Consider the following 11,826-nt stretch of genomic DNA (forward strand, 5'->3'; position numbering starts at 1 on the left):
CAGCGTGATTCGCCCGGAATAGCCCCCGCACGGACCCCGGTTGACACGTTCATGACCCAGACCACGGCGGGCAGCAAGCCCGATCTCGGCACATACGGCGCGTTCGGCCACTATTCGCAGTTCCAGCAGCTCTCGCCGCAGCAGCTGCGGGACATCGAAGGGCTGGGCTACGGCGCGATCTGGGCCGGCGGGTCGCCGCCCGCCGAACTGGAGTGGATCGATCCGATCCTGGCCGCCACCGACACCTTGCAGCTGGCCACCGGCATCGTGAACATCTGGAGTGCGGCCGCCGGCCCGGTCGCCGAGTCGTTCCACCGCATCGAGGCCGCCTACCCGGGCCGGTTCCTGCTGGGCATCGGCGTCGGCCACCGAGAGGCGATCGGCGAGTACCGCAAACCGCTCGACGCGCTCACCGATTACCTCGACAAGCTCGACGAGTACGGCGTGCCCCAACACCGCCGGGTCGTCGCCGCGCTCGGCCCCAAGGTGCTGCAACTGTCGGCGGCCCGTTCCGCTGGTGCGCACCCGTACCTGACCACACCGGAACACACCGCACAGGCCCGCGAGTTGATCGGTCCCGACGCGTTCCTGGCTCCCGAGCACAAGGCGGTGCTCACCACCGACACCGAGAAGGCGCGCGCCCTGGGTCGCAAGGCACTCGACATCTACCTCGGTCTGAGCAACTACCTCAACAACTTCAAGCGGCTCGGCTTCACCGACGAGGATCTGGCCAAACCGGGCAGTGACCGGTTCATCGACGCCGTCGTCGCGTACGGCACAGTGGACGAGGTGGCCGCCCGGTTGCGGCAGCATCGCGACGCCGGCGCCGACCACGTGCCTGTACAGGTGCTGACGTCACCGGACAAACTGGTACCCGCACTGGCCGAACTCGCCGGGCCGCTCGGCCTGGCTTAAGAGGACCGACAGACAAGGACTCTCAGATGACCGAATCGCTCTCGCTCAAGCCGGATCTGGGTCGCTACGGAGTGTGGACGTTCGGGGCGGTGCCGCCCGAGCAGGCCGTCGAGATCGAGAAGCTGGGTTACGGCGCACTGTGGGTGGGTGGCTCGCCGTCCGCCGACCTCGCCTTCGCCGAGCCGATCCTGGAGCGCACCCAGACACTTCAGCTGGCCACCGGCATCGTCAACATCTGGACGGCCGACGCCAACGCGGTCGCCGAATCGTTCCACCGCATCGAGGCGGCTTACCCGGGCCGGTTCCTGCTCGGCATCGGGGTGGGGCATCCCGAGCACACCGGCGAATACCGCAAGCCGTATGAAGCACTGGTCGAATACCTCGACGTGCTGGACGCGGCCAAAGTGCCGACCAGCCGGCTGGTGATCGCCGCACTGGGCGACAAGGTGCTCAAGCTCTCCGCACAGCGCAGCGCCGGCGCGCACCCCTACCTCACGACGCCCGAGCACACCGCCCATGCCCGCGAGGTGCTGGGCGAGTCGGTGTTCCTGGCACCCGAGCACAAGGTGGTGCTGAGCACCGACGCCGCGGCGGCCCGGGCGATCGGGCGCGAGACCGTCGACTTCTACCTGAACCTGAGCAACTACCTCAACAACTGGCGCCGGCTCGGTTTCACCGAAGATGACATCGCCAAGCCGGGCAGCGACAAGTTGATCGACGCGGTCGTCGCGCACGGGACCGCCGAGGCGATCGCCGCGCGCCTGCAGCAACACGTCGCCAACGGCGCCGACCATGTCACGATCCAGGTGCTCGGCGGTCCGGACAAGCTGATCCCGACGCTGACCGAATTGGCCGGGCCACTGGGCCTGAAGGGCTGACGCTGCGGCCGGTTAGGGTTGGCGCATGCGGCTACTGGTCACCGGCGGCGCCGGGTTCATCGGCGCAAACTTCGTGCGACTTGCCGTCGGGGAGGCGACGACCACGTCGGTGACGGTGCTCGACGCGATGACGTACGCGGGCAGCCAGGAATCTCTGGCTTCCGTGGCCGGCCAGATTCGGCTGGTACAAGGCGATGTCGCCGACGCCGGCCTGGTGAACCAGTTGGTCGGCGAGGCGGACGCCGTCGTGCACTTCGCGGCGGAAACCCACGTCGACAATGCCCTGGCGAACCCGGAACCGTTCCTGCACAGCAACGTCATCGGCACGTTCACGGTGCTGGAGGCGGTCCGCGCGCACGGGGCCCGGTTGCACCACATCTCCACCGACGAGGTGTACGGCGATCTCGAGCTCGACGATCCGGCCCGGTTCACGCAAGCCACGCCGTATAACCCGTCGAGCCCGTATTCATCGACCAAGGCCGCCGCCGATCTGCTGGTACGGGCCTGGGTGCGGTCTTATCGGGTGCGCGCGACGATCTCGAACTGCTCCAACAACTACGGGCCCTATCAGCATGTGGAGAAGTTCATCCCGCGTCAGATCACCAACGTCCTCACCGGCAGGCGCCCCAAGCTCTACGGCACCGGCGCCAACGTGCGCGACTGGATCCACGTCGACGACCACAACCGTGCGGTGTGGCAGATCCTCATGGGGGGCCGCGTCGGGCAGACGTACCTCATCGGCGCCGAATGCGAGCGCAGCAATCTCACGGTCATGCGCACCCTGCTGCGGTTGATGGACCGCGACCCGGACGACTTCGACCACGTCACCGATCGGGAAGGCCACGACCTGCGCTACGCCATCGACCCATCGACGCTGCACGACGAACTGGGCTGGGCGCCCAAACACACCGATTTCGACGAAGGCCTCGCGGCCACCATCGACTGGTATCGCAACAACGAATCCTGGTGGGGCCCTTTGAAAGACAACGTGGAGACCAACTACTCGGTGCGCGGCCAGTGACCGCGCGCGAACTGACCATCCCCGGCGCGTGGGAGATCACACCCAAGCTGCACGGCGATGCACGCGGCATGTTCTTCGAGTGGTTCACCGAGGCCGGATTCACCGAGATGACCGGGCACCGCTTCGACGTGCGGCAGGCCAACTGCTCGGTGTCGGCGGCCGGGGTGCTTCGCGGTGTGCACTTCGCCGAATTGCCGCCGAGCCAGGCCAAGTACGTGACGTGTGTGCGCGGCGCCGTGCTCGACGTGGTGGTCGACATCCGGGTGGGCTCCCCGACTTTCGGACAGTGGGATTCGGTGCTGCTCGACGAACTCGACCGGCGTTCGGTGTATCTGTCCGAGGGTCTCGGTCACGCCTTCCTGTCGCTGCAGGACGACTCGACGGTGATGTACCTGTGTTCGGCGCCGTACAGCCCGGAGCGGGAGCACACCATTTTGGCCACCGACTTCGGGATCGACTGGCCGATCGAGGGCGAGCCGGTGCTGTCCGACCGTGACGCGGCCGCCCCGACGCTGGAGCAGGTGCGGGCCGCGGGGCTGTTGCCGACGTGGGACGACACCCGCGCGTTCGTCAACGAGTTGCGCGCCCGCGTCCAGGGCTGAATGAGGTAGTCCGCTACTGCATACGGGGCCGTGCGGCGAGGCGACGATGAGCGCATCAGCTCGACACGCGCCCGTGTCGAGCTCAGTGACCTTCCAGCACCAGGGCCGAGTGGAGCAGCTTGTGATCGAGCGCATGCGCGGTCAACCCGCCGCGGCCGGTCATGGTCTCAGCGGCCACCAGAGCATTGACGATGGCCTCCTCGGTGGCCTCGATCGCCAGGTCGAACAGTCGGGTCATCAACTGTGGCGCCACCATGCGCACCGCGATCTCGGGGCGGTTGGCATCGGGGTTCTCGTCCCACCCGTACGGCGGGATTCCCCGGTTGCCGGTGGAGAAGGCCAGCATCAGGTCGCCGCTGTACTGCTCCCCTGTTCCGCCGACCCGGCCGACGGCCAGGGCCGAGCGTTGCGCAAGCCGGGTGCACTGATGTGGCAGCAACGGCGCGTCGGTGGCGATCACGACGATGATCGAGCCGGATCCCGCCGGATACGGAATCGGAAGGTGAGGGGTCGGCACCAGCTCGGGACCCACCATCTCCCCGACCGGCACCCCGTTGACCCGAAGGCGTTCCCGCCGACCGTGATTCGCCTGCACGAGCACGCCGACGGTGTAGGGCCCGGCCACGGTGTCGGTGACCCGCGATGCGGTTCCGATCCCGCCCTTGAAGCCGTGGCAGATCATGCCGGTCCCGCCGCCGACATTGCCTTCGGCGACCGGGCCGCCCGTGGCGTCGGCGAGTGCGGCGCCCACGTGTTCGGGGCGGACGTGGTGGCCGTTGATGTCGTTGAGCAGCCCGTCGTAGGTCTCCCCCACGACCGGCAGGGACCAGTAGAGCCCGTCGCCACGGGCCCGCACCTGGGCTTGGACCAGTGTGTCGCGGACGACGCCGACGCTGTGGGTGTTGGTCAGGCCGATGGGTGTGGTGAGCTCACCGGACTCACGGATCCACTCCAGTCCGGTGAGTTCTCCGCTGCCGTTGAGTCGGTGGGCCCCGGCGAACACCGGCTCGGTGAAGATCTCGGGGTGTGGGATCACGACGGTGACGCCGGTGTTGACCGGGTTGGGTCCGGGCCGCTGAATCGTGGTGTGCCCGACGCGTACGCCGGCCACATCGGTGATGGCGTTGTTCAGGCCCGTGGGGTGCTCGCCGATGACGACGCCGATATCGCGGGCGCGCGGACGCCGCGAGGAGCAGTCCAGCATGCGTCCTCCGGAAAGTTGTGGCCAAATTCTTTTCAGGATTGGAAAATAATGGCGGTGGGTAGCCACCGGAGTCAACTGAAGTGACCGAATTTGTGAAGGATGGGACCCGTGGGACGGCCGAACCGACAGGCGCAACGACGTGAGGAGATCCTCGACGCCACGATCGCGTTGATCGAGCGCAACGATCTGACCGCGTTCCGGATCGCCGACGTCGCCGCTGAGCTCAATCTGACCCCCAACGCCGTGCGCTACTACTTCCGCGAGATGGACCAGCTGCTCTCGGCGCTCGCGCAGCGCTCGGACAGCAAGTTCTACGACGACCGGCTCGCCGTCGTCGAGCGCACCGAGGACGCGCGGGATCAGATCGCGTTCATGATCGCGGCCGGGCTGCCGTCCGGGCCGGAGGACGTCGAGTGGCGGTCGATCTGGCGGGCTGTGATGGCCGCCGGATTCGTGCTCGACCAACGCCCCGATGTCCAGCACATCTATCACCGGCAGGTGGGCCTCTACGCTTCGATCCTCGAAACAGGCTCTACTGCGGGAATTTTCACACTCGCCGCACCCGCGCGCGATATCGCCATGACATTGATGTCCATGGAGGACTATCTCGGGTACCGAATCGTGGCGCGGGACCCGGACCTCGACCGCGCCACTGCGCTACGGCTGATGCGGGGCTATGCCGAACTGGCGACGGGGGCCCACCTTCCGGTGACGGTGTGACGGTGGCGGTGTGACCACGCGCGCCCCACTCGGGGCTGCGCTGCTGGTGGTGGTCGCCGCGATCAGCCAGGAGGTGGGCGCGGCGTTCGCGGTCGGACTGTTCGCCGCGGTCGGCACGGTGGGGGCCTTGTTCGCCCGGTTCGGGGTCGCCGGTGTCATCCTGTGCGCAGCGGTACGCCCATCGGTGCGGGGCCTGACGCGGCAGGCCTGGGGCGCGGCGATCGCACTGGCCGTGACGCTGGGCACGATGAACTTCTGCTTCTACCTCGCCATCGAGCGGATTCCCCTCGGCATCGCGGTGACCATCGAAGCCCTCGGCCCGCTGATCCTTTCGGTGGTGACGGGTACGCGCCGCGTCGCGTGGCTGTGGGCCGCGCTGGCCTTCGCCGGGGTCGCGATGCTGGGCCTGCCGCACGGGGACGGCGGGCACTTCGAGGCCACGGGATTCGCCTTCGCGGCTGCCGCGGGCGTGGCGTGGGCCGGCTACATCCTGGCGTCTGCGCGCACCGCCGCCGAGTTCCGTCGCGTCGACGGCCTGGCATTGGCCACGGCGATGGGAGCCCTCGTCGTCGCCCCGTTCGCGGTCGCCTCGGTACCCCTGGACGCACTCGACTGGCGCGTGCTCGGGGTGGGCGCGGCGGTCGGAGTGCTGTCCTCGGTGATCCCGTACTCGTTGGAGTTGATATCCCTGCGCCGCCTCACGCCGGCCACCTTCGCCGTGCTGACCTGCCTGTCACCGGTCACCGCCGCGCTGGCCGGGCTCGTGGTGCTCGGTCAGCAGATCGGACTGCTCGGCTATCTGGGCGTGGCCCTGGTCACCGTCGCGAGCATCGGCGCGGTGCGTTCCGCGCATTCGGGCCCGGCTGAACCTCTCGGCTAGCCGCCGAGTTCGGCCACCGCGTCGTCGATCAGATCCGCAACAGCGGTGGGCTGGGACGCCAACGACGCATGGCTGGCATCGAGTTCGATGATCTTGCGCGGGTTCATCCGTCGCGCCATCCGGCGTTCGTTGTCCGGATGGATCATGCGGTCCGCGGTCGAAACCTGGTACCAGGTGGGCTTGCGCTTCCAGGCCGGGACGGACACAGCGTCACCGAAAGTCGAACCGAGCGGCGCCTTTTGGGTCACCGCCATCACCAGGGTCTCGTCGTCGGGCAGATCTTGGGCGAAGCTCTCGGCGAATTCGTCCTGCTTGATCCACAGGTAGCCATCCGAGTCCGGGGCGATGTTGTCGAACGCTGCCGGTGGCAGTTGCTCACTGATCTGACCGGGGCTCTCCCCCGCGTCGGGTGCGAAGGCCGCGACATAGACCAGCCCGACGACATTGGGCAGATCCCCCGCTTCGGTGATGACCGCCCCGCCGTACGAATGGCCGACCAGCAACACGGGCCCGTCGACCTGCTTGACCATTTGCTGCGTGCGGTGCGTGTCGTCCCGCAGGGACGTGAGCGGGTTCTCCACCGCATATAGCTTGTCGTAGCCCCGCCTACGCAGTTCCACGATCACCTTCGACCAGTGCGCCGCTCCACCCCAAAACCCGTGCACCAGAACGATTGCCGGCTTGTCGGCCATCTTCGGACCCTCCTCGGTCTCGGAATCCCAGGCGCTGACCACCTGCGACCGTTCCACCATATTTCGAGGGTGGGGCAAACAGCCATGACCCATTCGCCGGAAAATTAGCCGATCCGCCGCGTTCAGCCGCGCGTTCCAGCGCCGGTACGCCGCGCCGCCCTGGCGGTGGCGCGTCAACCGGAGCCGCTGACGAACGCCGTCCACACACGACCCTTGCCAAACACTCCGACCAATTACTAGGATATGCAAGTATCTCGGGTATGCCCCGAGCCACTTAACTGCGCATCTCTCTTGGGACGGAACGCCATGACCACTCAGATCCCCCACTTCATCAACGGCCAGCGCACCTCCGCCGGGTCGACCCGCACCGCCGATGTGCTCAACCCGAGCACCGGTGAAGTGCAGGCGCAGGTGGTCCTGGCGTCGGCCGCCGACGTCGACGCCGCGGTGGCCGGCGCCGTCGAGGCCCAAAAGGAATGGGCCGCCTACAACCCGCAGCGCCGCGCCCGGGTGCTGATGAAGTTCATCGAACTGGTGAACCAGAATTCCGATGAGCTCGCCGAGCTGCTCTCCCTGGAGCACGGTAAGACCGTCGCCGACTCACTGGGCGACATCCAGCGTGGCCTCGAGGTCATCGAGTTCTCGGTCGGTATCCCCCACCTGCTCAAGGGCGAGTTCACCGAGGGCGCAGGCACCGGTATCGACGTGTACTCGATCCGCCAGCCCCTGGGAGTGGTCGCGGGCATCACCCCGTTCAACTTCCCGGCGATGATCCCGCTGTGGAAGGCCGGCCCCGCGCTCGCGTGCGGAAATGCGTTCGTGCTCAAGCCTTCCGAGCGTGATCCCTCGGTTCCGCTGCGGCTGGCCGAGCTGTTCATCGAGGCCGGTCTGCCGGCCGGCGTGTTCCAGGTGGTGCAGGGCGACAAGGAAGCCGTCGACGCGATCCTCGAGCACCCCGACATCAAGGCCGTCGGCTTCGTCGGCAGCTCCGACATCGCGCAGTACATCTACTCGGGCGCGGCTGCGCACGGCAAGCGCGCACAGTGCTTCGGCGGCGCCAAGAACCACATGATCGTGATGCCCGACGCCGATCTTGACCAGGCCGTCGACGCGTTGATCGGCGCCGGCTACGGCAGCGCCGGTGAGCGCTGCATGGCGATCAGCGTCGCGGTGCCGGTCGGTGAGGAAACAGCGCGACGGCTTCGCAACAAGCTCGTTGAGCGCATCAACCAGCTGCGGGTCGGACACAGCCTCGATCCCAAGGCCGATTACGGGCCACTGGTCACCGGCGCGGCACTCGAGCGGGTGCGCGACTACATCGGCCAGGGCGTCGAAGCCGGCGCCGAACTCGTGGTCGACGGCCGCGAGCGCGCGAGCAATGAGCTGACCTTCGGCGATGCCAGCCTCGAGAGCGGCTACTTCATCGGCCCCACCCTGTTCGACAACGTCACCACCGACATGTCGATCTACACCGACGAGATCTTCGGTCCGGTGTTGTGCATAGTCCGTGCCCACGACTACGAGGAAGCCCTCAAGCTGCCGTCGGAGCACGAGTACGGCAACGGCGTGGCGATCTTCACCCGCGACGGTGATGCCGCGCGCGACTTCGTGTCCCGCGTGCAGGTCGGCATGGTCGGCGTCAACGTGCCGATCCCGGTTCCGGTGGCCTACCACACCTTCGGCGGCTGGAAGCGGTCCGGATTCGGCGACCTCAACCAGCACGGGCCGCATTCGATCCTGTTCTACACCAAGACCAAGACCGTCACGGAGCGGTGGCCGTCGGGCATCAAGGATGGCGCTGAGTTCGTCATCCCGACCATGAAGTAGTGCACCTGTGAATCTGGACGACCTGGATGACGACGAACGCGTGATCGCCGAGACGGCGGCCGCGTTCGCCGAAAAGCGCATCGCGCCATACGCGTTGGAATGGGATGAGACCCATCACTTTCCCACCGACGTGTTGCGCGAGGCGGCCGAACTCGGCATGGGCGCGATCTACTGCGGTGAGGACGCGGGCGGTAGCGGGCTGCGGCGACTGGATGCGGTGCGCATCTTCACCGCACTCGCCGCCGCCGACCCCACCTTGGCGGCGTTCCTGTCCATCCACAACATGTGCGCGTGGATGGTGGACAGCTTCGGCACCGAGGAGCAGCGCAAGACCTGGGTGCCCAGGTTGGCGTCGATGGAGGCCATCGCCAGCTACTGCCTCACCGAACCGGGTGCCGGCTCGGATGCGGCGGCGCTGCGGACCAGGGCGGTCCGCGACGGCAGCGATTACGTCCTCGACGGGGTCAAGCAGTTCATCTCCGGGGCGGGCAGCTCCGATGTGTACGTGGTGATGGCCCGCACCGGTGCCGACGGCCCGAAGGGCATTTCCGCTTTCGTGGTCGAAAAGGACGCGGCGGGGCTGAGTTTCGGCGCACAGGAGCAGAAGATGGGCTGGAATGCCCAGCCCACTGCGCAGGTGATCTTCGAGGGCGTGCGGGTTCCGGCCGAGGCACTGCTGGGCAGCACCGAGGGCACCGGCTTCGGGATCGCGATGAACGGTCTGAACGGCGGGCGGATCAACATCGCCGCCTGCTCGCTCGGCGGAGCACAGGCCGCCTACGACAAGGCACTGGGCTACCTGGCCGACCGCCAGGCGTTCGGTGGCGCCCTGCTCGACGAGCCGACCATCCGATTCACCCTGGCCGACATGGCGACCGGCCTGGAGACATCACGAAACATGTTGTGGCGGGCGGCCTCCGCGCTGGATGCCAACCATCCCGACAAGGTGACGTTGTGCGCGATGGCCAAGCGGTATGTCACCGACACGTGCTACGAGGTGGCCGATCAGGCGCTTCAGTTGCACGGCGGCTACGGCTACCTGCGCGAGTACGGTCTGGAGAAAATCGTCCGGGATCTGCGGGTACACCGCATCCTTGAGGGAACCAACGAAATCATGCGCGTGGTGATCGGCCGCTCCGAGGCGAGCCGCGCCCGCAATTCTGCATAGGAGGCGTACGTGAGCACGATCGCGTTCTTGGGGCTGGGCAACATGGGCGGCCCGATGGCCGCCAACCTGGTGACCGCCGGGCACACCGTGCGCGGCTTCGATCCGGTGCCCGCCGCACAGGAGGCGGCAAAGGCCAACGGCGTCAACGTCTTCGCCACCGGCGCGGAGGCCGTTGCCGGTGCCGACGTGGTGATCACCATGCTGCCCAACGGGGCACTGGTGAAGAGCTGCTACGCCGAGGTGCTGCCGGCTGCCGCCGAGGGCGCACTGTTCATCGACAGCTCGACGATCTCGGTCGATGACGCCCGCGAAGTGCACAAGGTTGCGCTCGAGCACGGCTTCGCCCAACTCGACGCCCCAGTGTCCGGCGGGGTCAAGGGCGCGGTCGCGGGCACGTTGGCGTTCATGGTGGGCGGTGAGGACGATGCCGTCGAGCGTGGCCGCGCCGTACTGGAACCCATGGCGGGCAAGATCATTCACTGCGGCGCCACCGGTGCAGGTCAGGCCGCCAAGGTGTGCAACAACATGGTGCTGGCCGTGCAACAGATCGCCGTCGGTGAGGCATTCGTCCTGGCCGAGAAGCTGGGTCTGGACAAGCAGGCACTGTTCGACGTGATCACCGGAGCCACCGGCAACTGCTGGGCCGTCCAGGTGAATTGCCCGGTGCCCGGACCGGTTCCGACGTCCCCGGCCAACAACGATTTCAAGCCGGGGTTCGCCACCGCGCTGATGAACAAGGACCTGGGCCTGGCGATGGCGGCCGTGGAGTCCACCGGTTCGTCGGCCCCGTTGGGCACCCACGCCGCCGAGATCTACACGAAGTTCGCCGTTGACAACGCCGGCAAGGATTTCAGCGCGGTCATCGAAACACTCCGCAGCTGACTCGTCCTCGCGTTCGTAACGTGGGTGGCGCCGGAATTCGCGTTTCGCCGCCACCACGTTACGAACGTGAAGCCCAGGCCTTGGCCAACCTGCAGAGAACGTTGGCCTCGCCGTCGCGGCAGGTGACGCGAATGACGATCCAGCCCATCTCGATCATTTCGTCGATCCGGGCGATGTCCTTGCGGAGGACATCGGGATCGGTGTGGTGCAGGCCTTCATACTCCATCGCGATCTTCAACTCTGGCCACGCATTGTCGACCTCCCCGATCAACGCGCCGTACTCGTTGTAGATCGGATGCTGTGTCTGCGGTGGCGGATATCCCGCGCGAACAACCAACAGCCGCAACCACGTTTCCTTCGGAGATTCAGCTCCCGGGTCGACCAGGGCAATGCTCGCGCGTGCCTGTTTGATGCCCTTGCGTCCGTTGTGCCGTTGCGCGGCCAGTTCGATGTCAGCGACTTTCAGGCGAGTGGCGCGAGCCAGCGCATCGATCGCTGCCACAGCGGCATCTTCAGGCAGCCGACAGGCGAGATCCACCGCGGTACGAACCGGGGTGGTCAGTCTGATATCGCCGATTCGGCAGATTTCGTCATCGTCGATCACGTCGGCCCACGCGACGACTCCCCGGGTCGGCCGCCGATTGGTGTCGAGAATGTTGGCGGGAAGCGCAGCATCGATCCAACGGGCTCCGTGCAGCGCCGACGCGGAGTACCCGGCCAGCACGCCCCGCCGTCGTGATCGCAACCAGGCCGCTTTGGCGCGCAGCACCGCGGTAGGCCGAGTCCCCCGCGGGACATAGATGTCGTGGTGCACGGCGGTGAACCGCACGCGCAGTTCGTGGCGGGTCAGGTCTCCGGCCGCAATCGCCTCACTCCCGATGAACGGGTCCACCATGCGGGAGAAGTGTGCCCGCACCCACCGACAGCCTCGCGTTCGTAACGTGGTGGCGAAGAAGAACGGGCAGATTCATACGGTCAATGCAATTTCCGTGACTAGGGAGGTTGCAGGTGCCGCCGGCTTATCCACGTGTGATGCG

The 11,826-nt window shown here is 67.1% G+C and carries 12 protein-coding genes; 9 read left to right on the forward strand and 3 right to left on the reverse strand.

The window, feature by feature from the left end:
- Nucleotides 1-51: 51 nt before the first annotated feature.
- The 4 genes from ACZYZ7_RS20870 to ACZYZ7_RS20885 are packed head-to-tail and all read left to right on the forward strand — an operon-like array spanning nucleotide 52 to nucleotide 3,416.
- Nucleotides 52-915, forward strand: a complete 864-nt coding sequence (locus ACZYZ7_RS20870; RefSeq protein ID WP_463741697.1) for an LLM class F420-dependent oxidoreductase — start codon at nucleotides 52-54, stop codon at nucleotides 913-915.
- Nucleotides 916-941: 26 nt separating this feature from the next.
- Nucleotides 942-1,793: an LLM class F420-dependent oxidoreductase gene (locus tag ACZYZ7_RS20875; protein WP_135452933.1), complete on the forward strand. Its 852-nt coding sequence runs from the start codon at nucleotides 942-944 to the stop codon at nucleotides 1,791-1,793.
- Between the two features lie 25 nt (nucleotides 1,794-1,818).
- Nucleotides 1,819-2,814: a dTDP-glucose 4,6-dehydratase gene (rfbB, locus tag ACZYZ7_RS20880; protein ID WP_463741698.1), complete on the forward strand. Its 996-nt coding sequence runs from the start codon at nucleotides 1,819-1,821 to the stop codon at nucleotides 2,812-2,814.
- Complete coding sequence (locus ACZYZ7_RS20885; protein WP_450070490.1) at nucleotides 2,811-3,416, forward strand: dTDP-4-dehydrorhamnose 3,5-epimerase family protein; 606 nt, start codon at nucleotides 2,811-2,813, stop codon at nucleotides 3,414-3,416. The genes rfbB and ACZYZ7_RS20885 overlap by 4 nt, the downstream gene beginning before the upstream one ends.
- An 82-nt stretch (nucleotides 3,417-3,498) precedes the next feature.
- Here the strand turns inward: ACZYZ7_RS20885 and ACZYZ7_RS20890 are convergent, their stop codons facing one another.
- The gene (locus tag ACZYZ7_RS20890; RefSeq protein WP_450070491.1) at nucleotides 3,499-4,620 is read right to left on the reverse strand and encodes a DmpA family aminopeptidase; all 1,122 of its coding nucleotides are present in this window, start codon (nucleotides 4,618-4,620) and stop codon (nucleotides 3,499-3,501) included.
- 99 nt (nucleotides 4,621-4,719) lie between these two features.
- Between ACZYZ7_RS20890 and ACZYZ7_RS20895 the strand changes: the two genes are divergently transcribed.
- Together ACZYZ7_RS20895 and ACZYZ7_RS20900 are read left to right on the forward strand one after the other, a co-directional pair.
- A complete protein-coding gene (locus tag ACZYZ7_RS20895) occupies nucleotides 4,720-5,340 on the forward strand; it encodes a TetR/AcrR family transcriptional regulator (RefSeq protein ID WP_463741699.1) in 621 nt (206 codons plus the stop codon).
- A gap of 10 nt (nucleotides 5,341-5,350) precedes the next feature.
- Nucleotides 5,351-6,220 (forward strand): EamA family transporter, encoded by an 870-nt coding sequence (locus ACZYZ7_RS20900; RefSeq protein ID WP_450070493.1) that lies wholly within the window; start codon nucleotides 5,351-5,353, stop codon nucleotides 6,218-6,220.
- On the opposite strand, the gene ACZYZ7_RS20905 is transcribed toward ACZYZ7_RS20900, so the two are convergent.
- Nucleotides 6,217-6,912, reverse strand: coding sequence for an alpha/beta hydrolase (locus ACZYZ7_RS20905; protein WP_463741720.1), 696 nt, complete (start codon nucleotides 6,910-6,912; stop codon nucleotides 6,217-6,219). The two genes, ACZYZ7_RS20900 and ACZYZ7_RS20905, sit on opposite strands and share 4 nt — an antisense overlap.
- Nucleotides 6,913-7,218: 306 nt before the next feature.
- Here ACZYZ7_RS20905 and ACZYZ7_RS20910 point away from each other — a divergent pair, with 306 nt between their 5' ends.
- Genes ACZYZ7_RS20910 through mmsB form a run of 3 tightly spaced genes read left to right on the forward strand, consistent with a single transcriptional unit; the run spans nucleotide 7,219 to nucleotide 10,789 of the window.
- A complete protein-coding gene (locus ACZYZ7_RS20910) occupies nucleotides 7,219-8,739 on the forward strand; it encodes a CoA-acylating methylmalonate-semialdehyde dehydrogenase (protein WP_463741700.1) in 1,521 nt (506 codons plus the stop codon).
- A gap of 7 nt (nucleotides 8,740-8,746) precedes the next feature.
- Nucleotides 8,747-9,907 (forward strand): acyl-CoA dehydrogenase family protein, encoded by a 1,161-nt coding sequence (locus ACZYZ7_RS20915; protein ID WP_450070495.1) that lies wholly within the window; start codon nucleotides 8,747-8,749, stop codon nucleotides 9,905-9,907.
- Between the two features lie 9 nt (nucleotides 9,908-9,916).
- Nucleotides 9,917-10,789 (forward strand): 3-hydroxyisobutyrate dehydrogenase, encoded by an 873-nt coding sequence (mmsB, locus tag ACZYZ7_RS20920; protein ID WP_463741701.1) that lies wholly within the window; start codon nucleotides 9,917-9,919, stop codon nucleotides 10,787-10,789.
- A gap of 58 nt (nucleotides 10,790-10,847) precedes the next feature.
- On the opposite strand, the gene ACZYZ7_RS20925 is transcribed toward mmsB, so the two are convergent.
- Entirely contained in the window at nucleotides 10,848-11,684 is an 837-nt protein-coding gene (locus ACZYZ7_RS20925) for a hypothetical protein (protein WP_463741702.1), read from the reverse strand.
- Nucleotides 11,685-11,826: the final 142 nt, after the last annotated feature.

This window comes from Mycobacterium sp. IDUB_17 (assembly GCF_055419465.1).

What these genes read in the sequence shown, in the direction of transcription:
- ACZYZ7_RS20870 (WP_463741697.1), top strand. Translation starts at nt 52, where the DNA reads ATGACCCAGACCACGGCGGGCAGCAAGCCCGATCTCGGCACATACGGC.
- ACZYZ7_RS20875 (WP_135452933.1), top strand. Translation starts at nt 942, where the DNA reads ATGACCGAATCGCTCTCGCTCAAGCCGGATCTGGGTCGCTACGGAGTG.
- rfbB (WP_463741698.1), top strand. Translation starts at nt 1,819, where the DNA reads ATGCGGCTACTGGTCACCGGCGGCGCCGGGTTCATCGGCGCAAACTTC.
- ACZYZ7_RS20890 (WP_450070491.1), bottom strand. Translation starts at nt 4,620, where the DNA reads ATGCTGGACTGCTCCTCGCGGCGTCCGCGCGCCCGCGATATCGGCGTC.
- ACZYZ7_RS20895 (WP_463741699.1), top strand. Translation starts at nt 4,720, where the DNA reads ATGGGACCCGTGGGACGGCCGAACCGACAGGCGCAACGACGTGAGGAG.
- ACZYZ7_RS20905 (WP_463741720.1), bottom strand. Translation starts at nt 6,912, where the DNA reads ATGGCCGACAAGCCGGCAATCGTTCTGGTGCACGGGTTTTGGGGTGGA.
- ACZYZ7_RS20910 (WP_463741700.1), top strand. Translation starts at nt 7,219, where the DNA reads ATGACCACTCAGATCCCCCACTTCATCAACGGCCAGCGCACCTCCGCC.
- ACZYZ7_RS20925 (WP_463741702.1), bottom strand. Translation starts at nt 11,684, where the DNA reads ATGGTGGACCCGTTCATCGGGAGTGAGGCGATTGCGGCCGGAGACCTG.